This is a genomic window from Phytopseudomonas daroniae, from assembly GCF_004327275.1.
In the GTDB taxonomy this organism is placed as follows: domain Bacteria; phylum Pseudomonadota; class Gammaproteobacteria; order Pseudomonadales; family Pseudomonadaceae; genus Aquipseudomonas; species Aquipseudomonas daroniae.
The window spans coordinates 327903-349057 of sequence record NZ_QJUJ01000002.1 but is presented as its reverse complement, the minus strand read 5'-3'; the positions used below and the strand labels follow the sequence as shown (position 1 = coordinate 349057).

Genomic DNA, 21155 nt, shown 5'->3' with positions numbered 1-21155 from the left:
ACACCAAGCTTCCCCCAATATTTGGCCATCCGCCGTCAGCGTGAGTTTCTTGGAGAACAGGCAATGCGCATGCGCAAGCTCGGCAATAGCGGACTGTTCGTATCCGAACTGTGCTTTGGTGCGATGACATTCGGAGGCACCGACGGCCTATGGGGACAAGTCGGCAAGCTCGGACAGGATGAAGCCGATGCACTCGTTGGTGCAGCTCTAGATGCAGGCATCAATACCTTCGACACGGCGAATGTCTATGCCGATGGTCGCAGCGAAACCATGCTCGGTCAGGCCCTGCGCAACCTCGGTGTGCCGAGGGACGATGTCATCATTGCCACCAAGGCGGCCTCTGCTGTGGGTGAGGGGCCGAACATGCGTGGCACTTCCCGCCGCCACCTCCTGAGCCAGTGCCGTGTGAGCATGCGCCGGCTAGGCCTCGACCATATCGACCTTTACCAGATCCACGCATTCGATCCAGCAACGCCGATCGAGGAAACATTGGAGGCGCTCGACACGCTTGTCCGCGTCGGCGATGTCCGCTACGTCGGTCTGTCGAACTGGGCCGCCTGGCAGGTCATGAAGGCGCTGGGGATAGGTAAAGCACGGAATCTCGCGCCGATCATTTCCTTGCAGGCCTACTACACACTGGTGGGCCGCGATATCGAGCGGGAGATCATCCCAATGCTGGGCTCCGAGCAGGTTGGTCTCATGGTCTGGAGCCCTCTGGCAGGCGGTTACCTGACAGGAAAATATTCCGCGGTGAGCGACGGCGTTGGTGGCAGGTTGGAGGAACTGGACTTTCCGCCAATCGACCGTCGCCGCGGCGAGCCGCTGATAGAGGCGCTGAGAGCCATTGCACACAGGCATGACGCCACTGTGGGTCAGATCGCCATCGCGTGGCTTTTGCATCAGCCGGTGGTGACGACGGTCATCCTTGGTGCGAAGAGCGTCGAGCAACTTTCGCAGAACGTGCAGGCGACCAGCATTCACCTGGACGACACCGATCTCTCCACGCTCGACTCGGTCAGCAAACTGCCAGTCGAGTACCCCGGCTGGCTTCTGGATCGTTCGAGCGAACGGTACTCCTGACTGAGATCACCTGAATCGACAAGACCTGCGGTTCTTGCGAATCAACCTAGTAGCTGGGCTCTTTTCAGCGGATTGAAGGAGCGCACTTCTCGGGCGTCTCTATTGGTGGCGTGTCGCCTCCGGATTGTGACCGTGGTGCAAATGAACCAGCAGATAACGGTTCCATTGGCAGCCCAAAACATACATCGCAGCAAGCTAAAAACCGACCAGTGTAAGGAGAGCGTTATGCAGCATGAGGATAGTTTTGGGATCACCAGGCGCCGCATCCTGATCGGCGCGGCCGCCAGCACCGCTGCGGTCGCTGCGTCGGCCATCGCCAGCACGGCCGGGGAGACACGCGATACCGGGCGTGGCGGGAGGGATGAAAACCTGGAGACGTTAGTTGGCAAGCGCGTACTGGTGACGGGGGCGTCGCGCGGCATCGGTGCCGGAATCGCATTGGCACTCGCGGATAAAGGCGCGGACGTGGTCATCACCTATTTGCACTCAGCCAATCAGGCGACCGAGGTTGTCCGGGCAATTGAAGCAAAAGGCCGACGCGGCTTCGCCATCCGAGCCGACAGTGCCGACCCGGACGCCGTAAAAAGCTCGGTCGAAGAAGCGGCCGGAAAACTGGGTGGTCTCGACATTCTCGTCAACAACGTCGGAATCTCCCGTGACGGCGCGTTTGCGAGCATGAGCCTCGCCGATATCGATGCACTTCTGAACGTGAATACACGTGCGGCCGTTCTGGCCGCGCAGGCGGCCATCGCGCATCTCAAGCAAGGCGGTCGCATTATCACCATTGGTTCATGCGTTGCCGAGCGTGTCCCCTTCCCGGGCCTGACGGTGTACTCGATGACCAAGTCGGCGCTCCTGGCCTTCACACGGGGGCTCGCTCGCGAGCTCGGCCCTCAGGGCATCACAGTGAATCTGGTTCAACCAGGGCCGATCGACACAGACCAAAACCCCGCTGATGGTGACTGGGCCGATGTCAATCGCAGCCTGACTGCACTCGGCCGTTACGGTTCGCCGGCCGATATAGCTGCTGCCGTGACCTTCCTTGCAAGCCCTGCCGCCAGCTTCATGACTGGTTCCGTCGTCACGGTGGATGCAGGGTTCAACGCCTGACGGGTAGCCCCTCCCCTGCGACAAAGAAAGCGCCACACTCAGCGCCAAGGGTGTCCTTGGCTCAGTCACTTCGATAACGGCAGCGGGCCGTAGCTGGAACGTTGGCCAATGTGTATGGAGACGTCATGCGGCATGTGGACAAAATCGGCCTTTCCAGGCGCCATATCCTGATCGCTGCGGCCATTGGCGTGGCTACAATCGCGGCGCCTGTTATCACCAGGGCCACGCCGAAAGCACGGGTATTGCCGAAAGCACGGGTATTCATAACGGGCTCTTCAAGTGGCCTCGGCTTGCTTGCCGGTCAGGCGCTAGCCGAACAAGGGCATCGCGTTGTTCTCCATGCGCGCAATGCGGTACGAGCCGAGCAGACGAAATCCGCGCTTGCGGCTTGTGAGGCGGTGGTCATCGGTGATGTCGCTACCTTGGCGGGCATGCGCTCCGTTGCGGAACAGGTGAACGCGCTCGGCCGCTTCGATGCGGTCATCCACAACGTCGGCCTTGGAGATCGCTTGTCAAAGCGTCGAATCGAGACAAACGATGGACTGTCGCAGCTTTTCGCCATCAACGTCGTTACCCCGTATCTTCTGACAGCGCTGATCCATCGGCCGGATCGGCTTATCTATCTCACTTCCAGCATGCACAATCGAGGCGACCCCAGCCTCGAGGATCTCCAATGGGAAACGCGTCGCTGGAATGAAACGCAGGCCTATTGCGACAGCAAGTTGCACAACGTGCTTCTAGCGCTGGCTGTTGCTCGCCGCTGGCCGCAAGTATTGAGTAACGCGGTTGATCCCGGCTGGGTGCCCACCAGGGGCGGAGGTATCTTTGCACCGGGTGACCTGGCAAAAGGGGCATCCACCCAGGCATGGCTGGCGGTAAGCAATGATGACGCCGCGCAGGTGACGGGCCGGAACTTTCATCATCAAAAGCTTCAGTCCATGCATCCCGCTGCCCAACGAGTGGAGGTGCAAGATCGCCTGATGCACTATCTGGCCGGCATCACGGGAACCACGATTACCTAATCACCGCTCATCACTGCTTCATATTGGAGATACTGAAAACGCCAGCGTCGCCGCCTGGATAGTCCGGACTGCAGTGCCTGCTCAAGGATGCCGCAAAGGTATGCCTCATAGTTCCACATAGAACTCGACAGGCATTTCACAGCATGCACAAAAAAGCCCCGCGCAGAGGTACTGACGGGGCTTTCATTACTGTCAACGTGCAGCCATGCCAGTCACTGTCATGGAAAATCCACTGCAAGCCTTTGATTTTACTGGTGCGGAGACAGGAGTCGAATCTGAGCCACTCATAGCCATATTAATGGGACTCTATCAGGAAATCTATTTTTCCAAGGCACTCAAAAAGGTACTCATACACACAGAGAGAGCCTTTCGCGGATCGGCCTAAAGCTGAACGATATCAATCCATAGCATAAGGCTTGAGGCTTATTCTTGCCTCATCTGCTCCAAGGTAGCTGACTTGATCGGTATTTCTTGATGTCAGTTTGCCTGGAGTCAGTCAGTGGATGCATCCTAGGGCCTTCCCTCATCTATCAGTGAGCAGACGTATGTGGAAGCAGGCGGCAAAGTTCGTCTTTAATTCGATTTGCGAAGACCTTGGGTATCCCGCGTCAGTGATCAACCTAGTTAACCAGGTACCGGGCCTGAACATGCCGTTGGTTGAGCATAAGAAGGGGATTTCGGCGGACGAGGTAGTGAAATGGGATGAGTTCGGTGAGCTGTCCTTAGGTCGCAGCTGGTCCAGTCCGGGCCGCTTGTGTGGCTGGACCTATTCTCCTGGCTCCTACGGAAACTACGGGCACACTGTCATCCGGCGTGATGACTTAGCCAATCTGCGGGTTGTACATGAGCTCCAGAGTTGGACGTGCGATATCCAAGATGTTGACGGCTTCGCCGCGTCAAAGTCCGACCTTCGCCGATTCAGGAACATGGACGAAATGGTTGAGCGCAATTCTAAGGAGCTGATCACGGAAATAACCCCAGATAGGCTTGCGGAACACCTGTCTTGGGACGAAATCCGAATCATAAGTCGAAAGGATCATGATTTCTTTGCAACGTGGGCGTGGGATGGTCGGGTATTCCTAATGAACAGCGGGGGCTCGCATCACTTTGCTGCGGCCAAGTACATTGCTACTCGTATTGACGCGCAGGTACCGCTTACGGGGAGGTATCGAGTTTATGGGCTCAATGAGATGGCCCTAGCGAGCCTGAGGCGCGATTTCGACATTTTCGTGCTGTCCTCGAAAGCCGAGCATCAAAACGCCTTTCACAATGCGATGAGAAGGTTCCAAGCCAGCTACTTCGTGCAAGAGCTACCACGACCGTACTACGAGCAGCACGCTGTCTTCCTGCCAAAAGCTGAAAAGCGCTCGGCCAAGGTCTCGGAGATCTTGCATTGTGCTGGCTTCCTAGACTTGGGCCTGTACTTAAAGAATCTGCCAAGGTAGTCAAAGCCTCGGTAAAATTTCTTGCGGGCAGTATGGTAGTGACGAGACGGACATAGGAGAAGGCAATACGCATGGAAGAGTTTGAACCATTCAGCGTTCGTACCTGCGAGGCTCTTCTTGATGAGGAACACCGTGTTTGCAGATACGAGCCAACTCAAGGAAAGCCCTTTTCGCCATTTGAAATTCACGATCCGTTTGGGCTTCGGAATGCAATTGTTCCGGTCTTTCGTCAAGACCTTGAAGGTAGGATTTACGGCCTTGGAACAGCGTTTCATGTCGATGGGTTCTGCAGCTTTCTGACGGCGTACCACGTGATTGACTTTATCGAGCAGGGGGTACCTAGCCGGCCTATCCTGTTCCTAAGCATGCATGCCGTCGTCTTCGGAACAGTGCGTATCCCGCCAGATTGCTTCGTCCCAGCTGCTGGAGCTTGCGTTCCGATGACTGAGACTGATGATCCATTGGCTGCATTGAGAGGTGAGTCAACGAGAAAGCCTGCCATAGACGTTGCCTCGTTGAAGGCGGCGCGGCTTGGCCCCGGTGTGAGGCCCCCGCAAACCTTACCTATCCGCTTTAGTGGATGGACTCCTCAGACAGGAGAGATTGTGCTAGCCGTTGGATTTCCAGAGTTAGACTTGTCTGAGGTGGACGAATCGACGCAACAAGCGCTGCTAACTGAAGGCATGTTTGGCGCCTATGGGCGAATCATTGACATTCTTCCTGACGGGACTAGCAGTTCGAATAAGACGCCCGTATTTGTTGTGGAAAGTGACTGGCCATCAGGAATGAGTGGCGGTCCAGTTTTCAACCGCGATGGCGAAGTAGTTGGCATGGTGAGCCGTTCGTTACGAGCTGAGCCTGGCTCTGTTGGAGTGGGGTACGCCGCATATTTCGGATTGACCCCAGATATTGAGCGACTAGTGACAACTTTGGACAAGGATAATCCTGGCTGGCGTTTGTGTTGGGGCGTTTTCGTAGAAAATTCTCACACGCCCATCAGCATTCACGCTTCGAGAGAGGATGCTGAAACAGCTGCCAACATGCTTGGCCAACCTAGGGAAATCAGAAGAATCGCGAATCGGATCGGTACTGAGGATTTCATGGGTTTCGCGTCATGATTTCCTATGGTATTTGGTGAAAGAGAAAACAACTCACAACTTTCGGTAAGTGAATGAGTCAATGCTCATTAGACCGATGATCGCAACAACAGGGCTGAGAGTGGAAAACGCTTCAGTATCTGCAAAGTGACCTTGTGGCCCATCACTACGCGATGGGCCACAAGGCTCGAAATCATCCCCTCAACATGACCTGCAAGACCTGAAGTCGCTCCAGGTAGACTTCGGCGAGCTTGCGTGAATGCCATGGGCACGAACCATCATGGAACAAATATCCTTGGCTACACCTGTTGCCTGTTATGTTTCTGAGCTGCGAGGTATTCAGGTTCAAGTGAGACGTTGTATGAGCCCTGTAGTCAACCCACTCGCCAGAAGTCAGTCCGACCGGTTTGTAGCGACGATTGACCAATATCTGTCCCTTGGCGAGATCATCATCATCCGCAATGGGGTGAATGCAATACGGCAACCAACACCGCATCTCCCAGTTGGCACGAGACGATGCATTGATATAGAACCGCGGCATAGACAATAGGCTGCCCATGTAGGCAATCGAATACTCCACTGCGTTTGCAGCCGAAACGAATTTGTCCCCAATGTCTTCCGTCTGGGCACGTGCCTCTGCTGTGAGAGGGTGCGTGCTACTAGACCTCTCAGGGAGCTTGCGAAGAGCCTGCCGCATTTCCTCGAGAGTACGTCGAAACATCAATGGAAGGGAGGTAGTCCTGATCGGATGTTGGCCTGCTCTCAGATCACCGCAATCGCTGTGTTTATGCAAGAGCGACCAGCTGCTGTAGCCGTGTTGAGCTGCGATGCGGTCAAGAGCCGCGCTGTGAGTTAGGCTAATGTCGAGACGGCAAAGCTGCTTGGCTTGGCGCTTGAAGTGCTCTAGTTGAGCACGAGGAAAAACTGTTGCCATGATGACCTCCAACGATTTGCCGGTGACTGTCGATGCGTCCGCACACCGAGACACACGGCTTACCATTGAAAGGCAACCTGGCTCGCAAGATGAATCACACGATGCTGATACAGCTTCGCCAGTGCGGACGGGCAGGCCGACGTGCTTCGGCCAGTTGCAGATTGTAATTGCCAATCTGGTACATAGCTACCCATTGTTTTGTGAGCACGCCTAGCTAGAACCTTGGTGATTTGGCAGAGCTTGTCTTTAAGGGAACAGGAGGCATGAGCTCGAAACCTGCGTTTCGGACAGCAATTCCGCGCTGTCCCAAGGCCCGCGTAGCTGCCTCTACAAACGTGCTCGTACCAGCGATTGCTATGCCCAGGCTCGCTAGCTTTGGCTGTTTCGCGAGTAGAAGGGTAATCGCATCATCAATGTCGGATTCGATCTCGGACATTACGTCGACACTGCCTCCCCAGTCGACCAGCAGCGCCTCGTCGCCGCGATGGTACTCAACATGGCTACCATACTCGACAGCCTCCAGGTGTCGCAGCTGAGGCAGCAGGATCACGGATACGCGAACATCAATCTCTGCGTAAAAGGCGTAGCGCAGCACGTTGCGCCGGTCTCGCTCCTCTGTGTCTAGGATGCGGCGGCGACGTAGCGCGAGGTTCTCCTCTTCCCTAGACTTGCGACGTCGATACAGGTTGCGCTGCTCCTCTGCGGCAGCAACCTCGTCGGCAGGTGCAGGTGCAGGTGCAGGTGCAGGTGCAGGTGCAGGTGCAGGTGCAGGTGCAGGTGCAGGTGCAGGTGCAGGTGCAGGTGGCGAGTATGGTGCGATTCCGGACTTTGCAAGGTCTCGAATGTGCTCGATGCCTTTGCTGTGTTGGCGCCACTCCCCCAACTGCTCAATCACTCTCGGGGCTGAGAGGCCGCCATGGGAGGCTTTCGTTGCTGCCCCAGTTGGCACTTTCAGATCAACGATGACCAACCCCGCGCCGTGTCTGCGTAGGCCTAGCCCAAACCCTAATGCGAGCGCTTCGTGTAGCCGATCCCAGCCACTGGATGCATCGAGGCAACGTTGCAGAGCAGGCCTCATCCGTTTCGCAAATGACTCCAGACTCTCCGCCCCAGAGTAGGCCTGCACGCGAGCGGCCTCGGCCGAGAGTGAGGCTGCAGCTACAGCGCTGCGACGGATCACCACCTTTGTTCCATCGCCATTTTCGGCAACCACATAGTTGCCATTGTCGTGCTCAAATCCTTGCTCAATCTCAACCTGCCGGCAAGCAGCGTGCATTTTGTCTAACAACCGCCCCGTGCTCCAGGTCGAGTGAAAAGCTGGGCGGTAACGGGACAGCACGACATGGACGTGCAGGTTGTCCGTATCGTCGTGAACACCCAATGTGCGTGGGCAATCCGCAGGGACGCCGATCAACTCGATTGCGCGCTGAGCTGCGGCGAGCGCTGCCAGGGGTGCAGGTTTTTCATTTGCAGGCCAGCTGAAAACCCAGTGTTCGATCGGGTTTCCCCCGCGCCTAGTTCGCGTTGCATAGTCGGCCAGGTCGAGGTGCGCCGTCTCTGGGCAGATCACGCCGCTGTGGAATACAGCTCCCTCGTCTACGAGCCACCCGACACAGTTACCGATCTGGACCAGTTCATGGCTATCTCCGTCGCGCAGACGTGCGGCATACCTCGACAGCGCAGATGCACGATCAGAGCCATCGCGAATTGCGAGTTTGTATGAATTGAGCCGCTCAAGCTTCCGATCTAGGGCAGCCGCATCTCCAAACCTTTTGGTCGTAATAGCGGCAGCGAGATCACGGCTCGTTTGTTGGATGTCATCATCGAGCTTGCGGATTAGGTGCTTTGGCGATTGGCTGGTGGCGTACAGCGACAGGGCCATGGCCCTGCCAGGGGACTGACTCAGCCTAGCTTTTATCCGCTTACCGATCATGGTCACCCGTCCTCCTGGACAGTCGCTCAATCGCCGCCAGACGCTGTAGCACAACTGAGAGTTCTGGCAGTTGCTGCTGGCCGCTGTACGCGTGGATCAGCAGTGCGCTGAGGCGCTGGAGTTCTTGGCGCACAAGACTCGACTCACGCGGCTCGCGGCGTTGTAGGGTGGCCGCGCGGGCAAGATCACTGATTGACGTCTGATACTGCGTGGCTCGTTGCTCAATCAACTCAAACTCTGACGAGTTCACACGAAAATTTACGATTCGTGTTCGCCGTTCTAATTCGCGCATATATGCCTCGCGGTCGATGTGGCGCCTTGTGGCATATATGGCCACTCGTGGCGTTACGTGGCACGAAAAGCCACGAAAGAGCTTTTAATAATTAGTTCAGCATGTGATACACGGCCTTTTGTGGCTATTCGTGGCATTTCGTGCCACGAACTCAAAGCCATATAAATCAGTGCAGCATGTGATACATGGCGCTATATGGCATTCGGTGGCTGTTTGTGCCACGTAATGCCACGCTTTTATTTTTTGCCAGCACGCGCAGCGTGCGTGGCGCCGCTGCGTTTTACGCAGCGTTATCCTGTGAGAACTAACAGGATTGCACCGTTTTTTAGGACTAATGCAGGTCATGTGTCAAGACCGTGCAAATCCATGTACTGCTACGATGTGTAGCAATTAAAACTTATTTACTAGATAAAGACATACGCTATCTAGTAAATGCGATTTTATTTGCCGATGCTTATTGACGCAAAGTTTTGGAGGGGTTACTAGTTGCTCCACCGCAGGCAACTAATGGTTTTCTCATATATGGATATTTTATCTAGTGGATTTAACTTTGAGGCAGCGATGGCAGAACTCGACATGCTGGAGAGCTGCCCGCCGCCACCACGAGCACCACAGAGTTTTCGTGAGTTTGTTGATCAACATCGAGAGCGAATTCAGTCGCTGATTTCGCGCGGCTGGGCTGCAGACGAGGCTCTGTCGCGAATCGCTACCGCCGCGGGTGTCGAGATCAATCTGAGGACTGCGCGCACATACCTGCGACGGCCAGCTCAGCCACAAAAGCGTGGCCCTGGACGGCCACGCAAACAGGTTGGGGGTGAGGCATGAAAATCACTCAGCTCACTGCACGTGTCCGGCGCTTCGGATCGAGACTCAGTATCGCTAACGAGATCGCTCCGGACCTTCGGCGCCAAGTGCAGACGCAGTCGAAAACTGCCTCGCCTACCGAAATAGCGACGCTACGTGAGCGCATCAACACACGCGCTGAAGCGGGAGTGGCAGTTGCTGCCACGTGCATGCTTTTTTCGGCTGTGCTCGCTCTGTTTCAGCCACTGCTGTGTTTGATGCTGGCGTTCGGCGGAATGCTGTCTCTCGGCTATGCGGGCGCTTGGCATTTGGTAGCCGAGGAGGCTAGTGATGGACAGTAAGAATCTCCGCGAGGAAGAAGCGCAATCCCAGGCTCAGCCCAAACGATTTGTGAAGACACGAAAGATCTTCCGGCTCATCGCTGGCGCCGAGGCGTGGAAACGCCAAGGCGCGATCCTGCGTCATCGGCTCTCAGCTCCGCTTTTGCGGCACGTATGGCAGCAGGAGCGCTCTCGACTGAGCGAGACCGTAATGCTCGACACGATCTCAATGCAGGATCTAGAGCGTTCAAAGTTGAGCCACGGCTTTCTGATTGTTTTGATGGGGGCATGCCTACTCTGGGCAGCGCTTAATATCATCAAAGGCACAGCGGCACTGGTGCGATTCGACGTCTACCTCAACGTCTGGCTCTTCAGCGGTATTCCCCTCGCGTTCTTCGCGATGGTGCGCCTCCGGCTGAGCCATCTCTCGTACAGCCTCATCAACGAGGAGATCATCAACAGGCGCAGGGAGGCGAAATGATCGTGCCAGCTTCAACCCGCTGCTTAGTTTTGTGTGTCCTGGTCATGCTGAGTCTCTCAGCAGCTGCCGAGGACCTACCTGCCGTAGTGCAACAAATCCAGACAGCAAGCTACGGCGACGACTTCGGTCAGAAGGTAATTAACTGGGTTTCGTTTGGAACCGATACGCCGATCTGGGGAAATAAATCCCTGTTATCTGCCGTCGCACTATTCCTGAACGGTATCGCGTTGATCGTAATGGGCTGGCTAGCGGTGGCAGGAGGGGCCGCATTCGTCATTCATACAGCGAACAAGGGCGTACCAGGTGGTCAGGTCATCTCCAGCTTTTGGATGCCAATCAGGATAGGCGTTGCAACCATTCTGCTGATTCCACTCACCAGCGGTTACAGCACCCTCCAGTACGGTGTGATCACCGTTGCTGAGAAAGGCAGTGCCCACGGTAACTTGGTGATGCGGGCGGGGCTGGACTATCTCTACGACTTCGGCGCCTACCGTCCAGGTCTGCTTCCCAGCTCACGCGATGCGATCTTGTCATGGCTCGAAGCCGAGGTCTGTCGTCAATACATCAACAGCTACACCCGCCGAGAAACCATCAGGCCCCATCAATTCAGCGAGCTACGCGATGGCAACTACACCACGGGGGTCTCATACGACTACGACGAAAGCAACACGTGGCACTACAACAAAAACGATCTCCGACTAGGTTATTGCGGAGCGATCGCATACTCGATGGTGGCACCCTCTAGGATCACCACCCCCAATAGCCGTTTCGATGCAGATCAAGGCAAAACGACGGCCGCTTATGCTGGCCCGGAGATCATTGCAGGTAAACAATTCGAGATAATTAAGACGTTTCAGCCTCGTGTAGCCGAAATTGCCGCCCTCATCCTGAGTGATGAGAGTGCATTGCGTCAGATGCAGGTTTCCGGCCAGTCTGCGCAGAGCAATTATGAGCGCGCTGTCATGGAGCTTAATGGCAAGATCAACACTGCAGCATATCAACTAGCCGATCTGATTAATGATTATGATGCACACCTGCAGAGCATCATGGCGCAGACAGTCAACCAGCTCAATGATGCAAAGAACAGTGGCGAATCATGGCGTGAGCAAACCATCAAAATCGGCTGGCCAGCCCTCGGAACGATATTTTGGCAGATCAATACTGCCCAGTCCGAAATAAATAAGCTTTCCGCCTCTCTCATTCCAATTTTTTCTGAACCTAATCTCGACGAGGACTGGATTAAAGATCAACGCCTCACTGAAGTGTCCTCTCGCATCCGGGGATTGAAAAAAGCCGCAGCGACTTATGGCTCAGTCGATAATGGTAGTCCTGAGGGACCAATCCCCAGTCTGTCCGCAATCGCAGATTCCGGTGCAGAGGGTAGCGGATTAATTGATGGAATCAAAAAGAAGGTCTACCAAGTGTTCGCTTGGTCGATACGCTCAGTTTTATTTAAGAATTCGCCCGACGACCTTGTCATTAATCTGCAGTACTTTGGATCAGCAACAGGCACTTTCGCAGAAAGCGCCTTCTGGTCAAAGATTATTGCTGTGAGCATGACCCAGGGTTATCTCGAGGCCATCGACAATAGCGTCACAAATGAGGCCAACAGCTTTTCCAAATATAATCCACTAGGTTGGGCTGCCAAGGGTATTGCAACGGCGGCCTCAGGAGCGTCCAAAGGGGCCATTAGGATTCTTGGAGCTGTTTCTGAAATGCTCGACACCCTACTGATCGCCCTCGTTGTTGTCGGGTTTCTTCTAGGTATTGTACTGCCCACGATTCCTATGATTCTGTGGTTCATGGGCGTCATATCCTGGATGCTCTTTTTCATTGAGTGCCTAATCGTGTCGCCCATGTGGTTGGCCGCGCACGGTACGGCTGAGCGCGAGGGCTGGGGCACGGAGCATACGAGGCAAGGCTACATGCTGATGATCGGCCTGTACCTAAATCCCATCCTCAGGGTTGCTGGCTTCTTCGCGATCTTCCTCGCACTCAAACCGGTCAGCTACCTGGTCTCCTGGTTAATCGACTACATACAGGGCGTAGTAATCAGCGGCTTCGCACTGCTGTATATCTACGTTGGCTCGATGGTGGTCATCGCGATTTTTGCCTATACGGTTCTCGTCCGTATCTATGGGTTGCCTGCCGAGCTATTTGAGCGAGGTCTTCGCTGGGTGAACGGCGGCCAGGAGGTCACCGGCGACAGCTCCAACGAAGAGAAGGCCCGCAGCAACCTAGCCATCTTCAGCTCCAAGGGTGAGGCGGCTGCATCCCGAGTCGGGCGCACCTCCATGTCTGTGAGCCCCGGGAAGCCCGAGGGAGGCAGTGGCGATGGAGGGGGACGGCCACGCGGCACACTGTCGTGAACGAAAAAAGCGCCCCGAGGGGCGCTTCTTCTTAGAACAGCAGTCCTAGGATTGGTTGGTTGACCAATCCAAGAACGATGACGATGTAGACCATACGGAGCGCAAAACGCCGGCCTTCGTAGCCTTCGCCCTGGAAAGCCCCATGCCAGAAGAACATGGCAGCAAGACAAAAAAGACCTGCTAGCAAAACATATCCGCCCACAAAGACGGCAGTACCCAGTAAAACGGACTCACTCAAATGGCTAGCCGCATCACCGACGTACCAGGCGATCTCCTTACCTGCGTAGCTGAAAAGGCCCGCTAGCGTTTTCGTCTCGAACAATCCGATGGCAAGTATGTTGAGACCAACGAACGCGAGGGTTACGTTTATGAGGAGTCGCCACTCCCGCGCCCCAGCAAACACGCCAGGCAAGGACAGGGCCATTATCAGTGCTCCCAGCAACAGGTCGAACAGGCCAGCGTTATTCGCTGTTCCCGCGCGCTCATACGCATGCCATATCGACCACATGAAAAGTGCCGCCACAACCGGCGACCAACGCAAGCTGAGGTTGCACAACGCGTTCACCAGTGACTCTGCACGGAATGTGCTTATGGTGGTCGTGTTCATGGCTATGCCTTCCCTACCTGTTCTGATTGCGACGCAGCTCAAGAGCGTCGCGAATAATGGCGCTTACCGATTTTGGCTCACGGCCAGCTCGCTTGTTCGCCCGTGCTTCATCTTCAAGCTCAATGAGAAGCCATTGGGGCAATGTAAATCCAGTCCTAACCAGACTCTGATCTTTCGATTGCTCGAGTGTCGCCATGGTCTCTGTGCGTTTCTTAGCCATCCGACACCTCCAAAACCTTTGCCTCCTGCGCACTCCGCCTAATCATGCAGCGCCTCGAACATTTAAAGTGGAAAGTTAAACCCTATAAGAGCTTAACAGCCACCTTTCTTCCCGTCTCGGCGTCGACCACCTCAAGTCCAGACCGAACCAGGCAGAGCACCTCCCGCCCACCGAGTTTGGGTAAGGCTACGTCCTCATAGCACCCCTCTCCCACCGGCCAGCTGAGAATGAGTGCAGCACCAGAATTTAGCTCCACCAAATCCACAGAGGGCTGGCCATCCAAAAGTGCATCTTGAACAAAAAGCTGGAGTGTTCCCCGTTCATATCGAGTGGTGTAGTCCGCCAGCAGCATGGTCATCCCTCCCTATTTGGCTGAAGTGAGGCACAGGTTGATAGACCTCCCCATAGACAGTTTCATTCATTTCATTAGACTTGTAAAGTAAATAATTAAACTTTATATTTTTACCAAACCATCATGACGGGTATGTAATGCGCCGAGACTCTAGCCTAGATCTTCTCAAGTGGATGGCAATCGCTCTGATGACGCTCGGACATACCCGGTTCGTCTGGCCGGAAATGTCTTGGGCGTCATATCCAGGGCGATTCGCTTTCGTCGCACTGTGCGCCGTCATGGCTGCTCATACCATGCGGCAGGGCGATCCCAGTCGCAGTACATGGAGGCAGCTCGGCCTATTGGCTGTGGCAGCGACCGTCAGCCAGTGGCCGTACCATGCACTGACTGATAGGGATATGGGCAACATCATGATCACGCTCGCCTGCGGCATTGCGGTGATGACTGGGTTGCGAATCCCGGACTGGCATGGCGTGCTCCTGGCCACCGTCGGCATTGCGACCCCGCTGGTTCTGCCCATTGAATATGGGCTTCTCGGTGTACTGCTCCCTAGCGGCTTCTTGATCGCGCTGTCGGGATCACAGCGACGCTGGCTGCTACCCATTTCGCTCGCCGCACTTTGTCAGGGGGGAAGCATTTGGCAGTCAATCCTGGCGGCCCTTTCATCGCTCTCTGTCCTAGTGTTTCTCAGCGCTGCCTGGAAGCTACCGCATCTACCTAGAGTCGGGCGCTGGACGTATGTGTATTACCCAGCGCACATGATGATATTCGTCTTGATCGCGAACATGATGAACCTGCACGGTTAGGTGAGGTACACCATCAGCACCACCGGATATACGACCGGCGTCAGGCGCAGCCGAGACCTCCCAATGTTCAGAGTGCACTACTGATGAACCAGCCAACTACCGATAGCCACCATCGTAGCTTCCTCCTCCCAGCGCGAGTTAGTGAGACGGTGATCGACGAGGTGCAGCGCCAGGCCGAGATTGGCTTCGAGTTCGCTGGCCTACCTTTCAAGCTGCTGATCGCACCGCGCATAAAAATGTCGGGGCTGGACTTCAATTTCGTCGTGATGCCAACGGGGCACGTCGAAGCGCGGCGCCAGGCCTGCCAACTGCTCGCAACGGAGCTTTCGATGAATCCGCCACCAGAGGTAATGGCGGCTATCGAGAGGCTCCGTTCTCTGTATCCAGCCCACCTTAGCTACTGATGCTGTAGCAGCCCCCGCTACAGCTAAAGGTGCTTCTGGCACGCACAATGTGCCCATTAAATGGGTGTCCTCCAACCAACTTGCCCTGGAGGGCATCCGCATGAACAGGCTCAACCAACTGCTCCATACCCTGATCTTGTTGGCCGTGCTCATTGAGCACGTGCTGATCACCGGGCAGCACCTCAAGCACTTCTTGTGATCAAGGTGCAATTTTTTGTCAAAGAGGAGATGAATCCGGCCAAGTTGGATCGGGGGAGAAGCTTGCCCCTTTCCGGCGCAACGCGCCGCCTCTATCGACATGGTCTGATGGGCATGTCCGAGATAGGCAGTGCGGTGGAGGGGATGGTCTGCCTGACCAAATGATGGCAAATTGATGCCCCTGCAGCCCTGAAGGCGGCAGGGAAGCCACAATTTCACTGATGGAGGAACAATGGCTGCGCTCAAGCTATTCCTGAAACTATTCATTGGCGTGCCGCTATTCATCATTGGCGGGATCGGTCTTCTGGGCACGCTGATCGGCGGCCAATTCCAAGCTGCTCTGGGCATCGTCGCAGCTCTGGCGGCATTCGCCAGTATCTGCGTCTGGGATTCCAAGCGCTCTCAGGCGAAGTACCGCAAGGTTGCAGAACGTCGAGGGCTGACGCTTGATTACTTCGCCAACTACTTGGATGCGGGCGTGGTGATCGACAGGCAGAAGCGCCAGCTACTGCTCGGCAAGTTCGATGGCGGCAAGATCATCAGCTTCGACGACGCGCGCAGTGCCGAGTGGGAGGATCTCCCGTACGGTGGAAAGATGAAGTACCTGCTTCACGTGAACACCGGCGACTTCGACACCCCTCGACTGAGCGTCGGGTTCTCCGGTCAGAAGGCACTGCGCGATCAGGCCTATTCCAAGCTGATGGCGGCGCTCAAGCTCTCCTGATCGTTCTTCTTTTTATTCATTAATCTTTCTTTTTAGCGGCTCAGCCAGAGCTCTATTGTGGTGTTATAGGGCTCTTGGTGAGCTGCGTTGTTGGTCAAAACGGCTCAGCGTGATACGTATCAGTCTGAGCTGTGTATAACCTCGTTTCTACCATCGAGCCTGCTGCGCAGCTTATCTCTAATGCTGGAGGGCAATTTGTTCAGGTCGGTGAGCAGGGACTCAAGATTTATCTGAGTATTCTCCCCGCCCAAATTGATTTGCAGATTTAGTCGCTCAATATGCACGATCTTCGTGCCTGCGAGGTCGCCGGTGACGAGAACGTTCTTCAGATCAGCGACGGCGTGTTGGACACTACTCGGCACATAATCCCATGTTGCTACGGCCTGCGGACGGCCATGCTCGTCAGTGACCTGAATTTTTTCGCGCAGCGTGTAGCGATTCGACCGGCCATGCTTCTCCTTCGTAATATAGCCCGCCGCCTCCAGCACTTTCAGTTCACGCTTGATCTGAGCCGGGCTAACTCCCGACTTTGCGGAAATTAGGTCAATTCCAGGGAAGGCCATCCCGGAGGCATAGTTGGTATGTGCTTTTATGACCGCATAAACCGCGAAAGCGTGTGGACCGATCTTTGCTATATCCCCCTGATCAATCATTGACTTGAATACATGAAACCATTGGGTTTGCGCAGCCCATAGCTCTTGCTGGGCGGGGTTCTCGGTTGATGAGTTAGCCATGAGGTGTCACTCGTGTGCCGAAGACTCGATCTTTTCACATACCCATGCGCTCACATGCTCTGCAGGCCAGGCAACCGAGTTCGGGCCAAGCCGTACAGGGGCAGGGAACTCACCAGCACGGATGAGTCGGTATATCTGCGATTTGCTCAGGCCGACCTGTGCACAAACACTAGGCAGGCGTAGAAGTGCGGGTGTGACGGGTATTGCCAGTGCCATTCTGGTGGTACTCCCTGATACCGTGTGGAATGGCTAGGCATTGAATGGCACGGCGACAGGAAGGTCTTGGCAATTGCCAGGAATGGTGGGCAAATACCAAAACTCTCTCTGAGCTAGGCCATATATTTTTTGATCGTTTTGATGCTGCGGGGGAAGTCGGGTATACCTGCTGTTTCTGCGAGATGAATTATGTCATCGTGCCGTTTTGATGCGCTGTCCGCCACGTTGATCAGAGACGCAGCGCGTATGACCCGTTTTGCCTGATCGTTCGCCTCTTTGCCGAGGTGCGGCCCGCAATGCGCTTTGTTGACCTCGATAAGAAGGTTTACTAATCCCTGCGTTAGACGCTGGATGTATGCCAGCTCCTTCGCGCGGAAGGCCTCAATTTCGGCCGCCTCTAGTGCCCGCCCCCCAGAGTGCCTGCCCTCCAGGAATTGGGGGATTTCAACTCCTGCGCTCTCGACCCACTCGATCAAACCAGATTTTGAGAAGTAAATAGCACGCGCCGGGACGTCCTTAAACTCTCCCTCTACCTCAGGCCGGAAAACTGGCCCATCTTCGCCGGGGGAATGGAGCCAGGCCTTGAAGTAGCTGGATAACATTCCGAAATCGATTACATAACGCCTCGTCGATTGACGAGAGTCTGTCACACCACCCAGCCAGCAGACTGACGTCGGTATTATCGGCCCATTGCGAACGTAGTGATGCTCGATTAACCGTTGAACGAGCTCCTGCAGATCGTACGCAGCCGCCCGGATGTCAAGCCCAAGGGTTTTGGAATGGTTAGGAACAAAGTCACATAAGCGAATCAGCTCATCAGTCATGCTCATCTCCCGCTGATCTGATCAAAAGTCGAATGGCATCGTTACCGCGTAACATTAAAGTAATCCCGCCACTTCTCACTATCGATGTTCAGCGAGGAGATGATCTCCTCGTCAGCGGCAACAATGAGCCGCTCTAGCATTTCCCGCTGAGTTACGCTGTAACGCCTTGCCAGGCGCTCTAGCCCAAGGGCGCAGGCGGTGGATACCCATGTGTTAATCCGCCGCTCGCCGTTCCCGTCCGAACCTGCAAAAGCCCGCCTTGCGCGGTACTCGGCTTGTCGCTGTGCTGATGATTTCGCCATAGTTACGCTCCGTTACGCAGTAACTTAAATATATGAATGTTACTACGTAACGTCAAGCGGCCTCAGATTTACTTTTGATTCTTGCCAGGCTGTCTAGGTGATCTGCATACCACTGAAGCATGCCGCGCCGTCCATCCAGATACTGAGCATGGTTGTAGGTGCCACGGATACTGTTCTTGTCCACATGCGCCAATTGGGTCTCGACCCACTCGCTGGGGTATCCCTGCTCGTGCAGAGTGGTAGACATCGTGTGACGGAATCCATGCCCAGTAGCTCGCCCGTCATATCCGGCACGCTTCAGTAACTGATTGATGGCGGCCTCGCTCATGGGCTTCGCCGGATCGTTGCGCCCAGGAAACGCCAGTGTGTAGCCACCTGTAATGGTCGCCAGCTCACGCAATGCATCGACGGATTGCTTGGAGAGAGGGATCAAATGAGCACGACGCATTTTCATGCGCCCTGCGGGGATCAACCATAGCCCTTTATCGAGATCGAACTCCGACCAAGGCGCCCCTCTTAGCTCTGCCGTACGCACCCCGGTCAGGATCAAAAGGCGGGTAGCGATCTTCACCACATCGTGACCTGGGCAGGCATGAACGCTATGGAGGAGCTCTGGTATCTCTGCAATGGGTAGGAAGGGATAGTGCCTTGAGGTTGGGGTCTGCAGCGCCCCGCCAATATCCGCAATAGGGTTGTAGTCAGCCCGGCCAGTGGCAATCGCAAAACGGTACACCTCCTGGCAGCGCTGACGAACCTTACGCAGCTTTTCCAGCGCTCCTCTCGCCTCAATGCGACGGAATACGTGCAACCACTGCAGAGGCTTGATCTCGGTTAGTGGAAAATTTCCAACATGCGGGAAAATGTCCAGCTCAAAGGCTTCCATAACGTCGCCGGCATACCCTTCAGACCAGCGCGGCGCTTTATGTTGATGCCACTCCATCGCAAGGATTTTGAACGTGCTAGCACGATCCATTGCCGCTTGAGCTCGTACGGCCTTGCGCTCAAGCCCTGGATGCCTACCTTGCGCCACAAGCAGGCGAGCGTCGGAGGCAAGCTGACGAGCCTGGGCAAGCGTTATCTTGTCGATGGTGCCTAGTGAAATATGGGACTGCTTGCCGTCCAAACGAAACCGGAAGCGCCAAGACTTACCTCCTGCAGCACGAATCCAGAGAAACAACCCACCACCATCAGCAAGACCATAGTCTTTGTCGCGCGGTGCAGCATTCTTCACCTGAAGGACAGTCAAAGGCATCCCGAGTACCCATAGATTATTGAACCTCAAAAGGTACTCGCATGGGTGCTCATCAAGCAAGCGTCTGGAATGATTTCCCTGGCACCGGATGGGACTCGTAAAAAACAGAAAGCCCCGCATTTAGCGGGGCTTTCAGAGGCTTTTTGCGGTCTCATGCAGTGCCAGCGAGAACCGAAAAATCTTAGTATTGGTGCCGGAGACAGGAATCGAACCTGCGACCTTCGCGTTACGAGTGCGCTGCTCTACCGACTGAGCTACACCGGCGGGACGCGCGCATTATTAGCAGGCAACACGTACCACTCAAGCGTTTTTTAGCCAGCCGCCCGGTAACCGCGGTTATCCCACCAGTTCGATGCGGTCTTCATGGATGTGGATCAATCCCTGCTTGTACAGGCCGCCAATCGCTTTCTTGAAGTTGCCCTTGCTGACCCGGAACATGGCGCTGATGCGTTCGGGCGAGCTCTTGTCGCTCAGTTCCAGCACGCCGCCGCTTTCGCGCAGGCGACTGAGAATCTGCTCGCTGAGGCCGTCTGCGGCTTGCTGACCGATTGGTTGCAGGCTGAGGCTGATCTTGCCATCGCCGCGCATGTCCTTGATGAAACCCGGCTGGCGGATGCCGCCACGCATGAAGCCGATCACTTCGTTCTTGTGGATCAGCCCCCAGTGCTTGCCGTTGATGATCGCCTTGAAGCCCATATCGGTTGGCTCGACCACCAGCAGGTCGACTTCATCGCCGGTCTTGTAGGTGGCCGGCACTTTGTCCAGGTAGCGATCCAGCCGCGCGGTCGCGGTGATACGGCGGCTGCGCTTGTCGACGAACACGTGCACCACGCAGTAATCGCCGATCTGCAGCGGGCGCTTCTCTTCGGAGTGCGGCAGCAGCAGATCCTTGGGCAGCCCCCAGTCCAGAAACAGGCCAACGCGATTGATGTCGACCACTTTCAGGCTGGCGAACTCGCCGACTTGTACCTTGGGTTTCTCGGTGGTGGCGATCAACTTGTCTTCGCTGTCCAGGTAGACGAACACGTTGAGCCAGTCTTCCACCTCGCTCGGCGTCTCCTTGGGGATGTAGCGCTTGGGCAGCAGGATCTCGCCATCCGCCCCGCCATCCAGGTACAGACCGAAGTCGGTGTGCTTGACGACCTGCAAGGAATTCATACGTCCGATAACAGCCATGGTGCCTACCCTCATTTTCAGGCCGGCAGTTTACCCGAGTCGCCTGCGGGATTCTCGGTAGTGCAAGCCTGGTTCAGCGCAATTTCTGCCCACTGGTCATTGAGTGAACAGCGATGCGCCTCAAGGTGGTAAGATAGGCGGCCATCTTGATTCTCCGAGTAGGTTAAATGGCCGTCATGCGCGTCAAAGCATCCCAGAGCAAAGCTAAACCCGCCCCAGCTGTCGAAACCAGCGAATCGATCAACGCCCAGATAGCGGCGTTTCTCAAGTCCGGTGGCAAGATCCAAGAGATCGCCAAAGGCGTCAGTGGCCAGACCAACGGTCCAGCCAGCCGCCATATTACTATCGCCAAGAAGTAATACCGGTCTGTATCGACCTGCAGCGCCTGCATGCCGGGCGCCAGGTCGGCAACCTTCCCCTCGCCCGCCCGGGCAATGATTTGAACGATATCTT

General features: G+C 55.6%; 19 protein-coding genes and 1 tRNA gene. 11 read left to right on the top strand and 9 right to left on the bottom strand.

What is annotated here, in order from left to right:
• Positions 1-63 precede the first annotated feature (63 nt).
• From DNK10_RS06710 to DNK10_RS06690, 5 genes are all read left to right on the top strand, one after another.
• Positions 64-1080 (top strand): aldo/keto reductase, encoded by a 1017-nt coding sequence (locus DNK10_RS06710; protein WP_131190992.1) that lies wholly within the window; start codon positions 64-66, stop codon positions 1078-1080.
• Positions 1081-1305: 225 nt separating this feature from the next.
• Complete coding sequence (locus DNK10_RS06705; RefSeq protein WP_208738792.1) at positions 1306-2190, top strand: SDR family oxidoreductase; 885 nt, start codon at positions 1306-1308, stop codon at positions 2188-2190.
• Between the two features lie 125 nt (positions 2191-2315).
• On the top strand, positions 2316-3212 hold the full coding sequence (locus tag DNK10_RS06700) for an SDR family NAD(P)-dependent oxidoreductase (RefSeq protein WP_131190991.1): 897 nt from the start codon (positions 2316-2318) through the stop codon (positions 3210-3212).
• Positions 3213-3757: 545 nt separating this feature from the next.
• Positions 3758-4657, top strand: a complete 900-nt coding sequence (locus DNK10_RS06695) for a DUF6685 family protein (RefSeq protein ID WP_244216218.1) — start codon at positions 3758-3760, stop codon at positions 4655-4657.
• 71 nt (positions 4658-4728) lie between these two features.
• Complete coding sequence (locus DNK10_RS06690) at positions 4729-5775, top strand: S1 family peptidase (protein ID WP_131190990.1); 1047 nt, start codon at positions 4729-4731, stop codon at positions 5773-5775.
• A gap of 1127 nt (positions 5776-6902) precedes the next feature.
• Here the strand turns inward: DNK10_RS06690 and DNK10_RS06685 are convergent.
• Positions 6903-8570: a relaxase/mobilization nuclease domain-containing protein gene (locus DNK10_RS06685; protein WP_165495955.1), complete on the bottom strand. Its 1668-nt coding sequence runs from the start codon at positions 8568-8570 to the stop codon at positions 6903-6905.
• 40 nt (positions 8571-8610) lie between these two features.
• Positions 8611-8913: a plasmid mobilization protein gene (locus tag DNK10_RS06680; protein ID WP_131190988.1), complete on the bottom strand. Its 303-nt coding sequence runs from the start codon at positions 8911-8913 to the stop codon at positions 8611-8613.
• Between the two features lie 1134 nt (positions 8914-10047).
• Between DNK10_RS06680 and DNK10_RS06675 the strand changes: the two genes are divergently transcribed.
• Together DNK10_RS06675 and DNK10_RS06670 are read left to right on the top strand one after the other, a co-directional pair.
• On the top strand, positions 10048-10518 hold the full coding sequence (locus tag DNK10_RS06675; RefSeq protein ID WP_131190987.1) for a hypothetical protein: 471 nt from the start codon (positions 10048-10050) through the stop codon (positions 10516-10518).
• Positions 10515-12887 (top strand): DotA/TraY family protein, encoded by a 2373-nt coding sequence (locus DNK10_RS06670; RefSeq protein ID WP_131190986.1) that lies wholly within the window; start codon positions 10515-10517, stop codon positions 12885-12887. Before DNK10_RS06675 ends, DNK10_RS06670 begins: the two co-directional genes overlap by 4 nt.
• Positions 12888-12918: 31 nt before the next feature.
• On the opposite strand, the gene DNK10_RS06665 is transcribed toward DNK10_RS06670, so the two are convergent.
• Complete coding sequence (locus tag DNK10_RS06665; protein ID WP_131190985.1) at positions 12919-13494, bottom strand: hypothetical protein; 576 nt, start codon at positions 13492-13494, stop codon at positions 12919-12921.
• A gap of 709 nt (positions 13495-14203) precedes the next feature.
• Here DNK10_RS06665 and DNK10_RS06660 point away from each other — a divergent pair.
• The 3 genes from DNK10_RS06660 to DNK10_RS06650 all read left to right on the top strand — a co-directional run bounded on the left by DNK10_RS06660 (position 14204) and on the right by DNK10_RS06650 (position 16198).
• Positions 14204-14872, top strand: a complete 669-nt coding sequence (locus tag DNK10_RS06660) for a TraX family protein (RefSeq protein ID WP_131190984.1) — start codon at positions 14204-14206, stop codon at positions 14870-14872.
• 83 nt (positions 14873-14955) lie between these two features.
• Positions 14956-15276: a hypothetical protein gene (locus DNK10_RS06655; protein ID WP_208738791.1), complete on the top strand. Its 321-nt coding sequence runs from the start codon at positions 14956-14958 to the stop codon at positions 15274-15276.
• A gap of 430 nt (positions 15277-15706) precedes the next feature.
• Complete coding sequence (locus DNK10_RS06650; protein WP_131190982.1) at positions 15707-16198, top strand: hypothetical protein; 492 nt, start codon at positions 15707-15709, stop codon at positions 16196-16198.
• Positions 16199-16317: 119 nt separating this feature from the next.
• On the opposite strand, the gene DNK10_RS06645 is transcribed toward DNK10_RS06650, so the two are convergent.
• The 6 genes from DNK10_RS06645 to DNK10_RS06615 all read right to left on the bottom strand — a co-directional run bounded on the left by DNK10_RS06645 (position 16318) and on the right by DNK10_RS06615 (position 20702).
• Entirely contained in the window at positions 16318-16932 is a 615-nt protein-coding gene (locus DNK10_RS06645; protein ID WP_244216217.1) for a helix-turn-helix domain-containing protein, read from the bottom strand.
• 6 nt (positions 16933-16938) lie between these two features.
• A complete protein-coding gene (locus DNK10_RS06640; RefSeq protein ID WP_131190981.1) occupies positions 16939-17148 on the bottom strand; it encodes a helix-turn-helix transcriptional regulator in 210 nt (69 codons plus the stop codon).
• Between the two features lie 113 nt (positions 17149-17261).
• Positions 17262-17972 carry a hypothetical protein gene (locus DNK10_RS06635; RefSeq protein ID WP_131190980.1) on the bottom strand — a complete coding sequence of 237 codons (711 nt, stop codon included), beginning with the start codon at positions 17970-17972 and terminating at the stop codon, positions 17262-17264.
• A gap of 354 nt (positions 17973-18326) precedes the next feature.
• Entirely contained in the window at positions 18327-19526 is a 1200-nt protein-coding gene (locus DNK10_RS06625) for a tyrosine-type recombinase/integrase (RefSeq protein WP_131190978.1), read from the bottom strand.
• A gap of 188 nt (positions 19527-19714) precedes the next feature.
• Positions 19715-19790 (bottom strand) — tRNA-Thr (locus tag DNK10_RS06620).
• 72 nt (positions 19791-19862) lie between these two features.
• Positions 19863-20702, bottom strand: a complete 840-nt coding sequence (locus tag DNK10_RS06615) for a CvfB family protein (protein WP_131190977.1) — start codon at positions 20700-20702, stop codon at positions 19863-19865.
• Between the two features lie 167 nt (positions 20703-20869).
• Between DNK10_RS06615 and DNK10_RS06610 the strand changes: the two genes are divergently transcribed.
• Positions 20870-21061 carry a hypothetical protein gene (locus DNK10_RS06610; RefSeq protein WP_207389951.1) on the top strand — a complete coding sequence of 64 codons (192 nt, stop codon included), beginning with the start codon at positions 20870-20872 and terminating at the stop codon, positions 21059-21061.
• Positions 21062-21155 lie beyond the last annotated feature (94 nt).

Coding starts and splice junctions, on each gene's coding strand:
- DNK10_RS06665 (WP_131190985.1), bottom strand. CDS start 13,494: ATGAACACGACCACCATAAGCACATTCCGTGCAGAGTCACTGGTGAAC.
- DNK10_RS06640 (WP_131190981.1), bottom strand. CDS start 17,148: ATGGCACTGGCAATACCCGTCACACCCGCACTTCTACGCCTGCCTAGT.
- DNK10_RS06705 (WP_208738792.1), top strand. CDS start 1,306: ATGCAGCATGAGGATAGTTTTGGGATCACCAGGCGCCGCATCCTGATC.
- DNK10_RS06710 (WP_131190992.1), top strand. CDS start 64: ATGCGCATGCGCAAGCTCGGCAATAGCGGACTGTTCGTATCCGAACTG.
- DNK10_RS06685 (WP_165495955.1), bottom strand. CDS start 8,570: ATGGCCCTGTCGCTGTACGCCACCAGCCAATCGCCAAAGCACCTAATC.
- DNK10_RS06700 (WP_131190991.1), top strand. CDS start 2,316: ATGCGGCATGTGGACAAAATCGGCCTTTCCAGGCGCCATATCCTGATC.
- DNK10_RS06690 (WP_131190990.1), top strand. CDS start 4,729: ATGGAAGAGTTTGAACCATTCAGCGTTCGTACCTGCGAGGCTCTTCTT.
- DNK10_RS06660 (WP_131190984.1), top strand. CDS start 14,204: ATGCGCCGAGACTCTAGCCTAGATCTTCTCAAGTGGATGGCAATCGCT.
- DNK10_RS06635 (WP_131190980.1), bottom strand. CDS start 17,972: ATGACTGATGAGCTGATTCGCTTATGTGACTTTGTTCCTAACCATTCC.
- DNK10_RS06680 (WP_131190988.1), bottom strand. CDS start 8,913: ATGCGCGAATTAGAACGGCGAACACGAATCGTAAATTTTCGTGTGAAC.
- DNK10_RS06615 (WP_131190977.1), bottom strand. CDS start 20,702: ATGGCTGTTATCGGACGTATGAATTCCTTGCAGGTCGTCAAGCACACC.
- DNK10_RS06655 (WP_208738791.1), top strand. CDS start 14,956: ATGAACCAGCCAACTACCGATAGCCACCATCGTAGCTTCCTCCTCCCA.
- DNK10_RS06650 (WP_131190982.1), top strand. CDS start 15,707: ATGGCTGCGCTCAAGCTATTCCTGAAACTATTCATTGGCGTGCCGCTA.
- DNK10_RS06645 (WP_244216217.1), bottom strand. CDS start 16,932: ATGGCTAACTCATCAACCGAGAACCCCGCCCAGCAAGAGCTATGGGCT.
- DNK10_RS06675 (WP_131190987.1), top strand. CDS start 10,048: ATGGACAGTAAGAATCTCCGCGAGGAAGAAGCGCAATCCCAGGCTCAG.
- DNK10_RS06695 (WP_244216218.1), top strand. CDS start 3,758: ATGTGGAAGCAGGCGGCAAAGTTCGTCTTTAATTCGATTTGCGAAGAC.
- DNK10_RS06670 (WP_131190986.1), top strand. CDS start 10,515: ATGATCGTGCCAGCTTCAACCCGCTGCTTAGTTTTGTGTGTCCTGGTC.
- DNK10_RS06625 (WP_131190978.1), bottom strand. CDS start 19,526: ATGCCTTTGACTGTCCTTCAGGTGAAGAATGCTGCACCGCGCGACAAA.
- DNK10_RS06610 (WP_207389951.1), top strand. CDS start 20,870: ATGGCCGTCATGCGCGTCAAAGCATCCCAGAGCAAAGCTAAACCCGCC.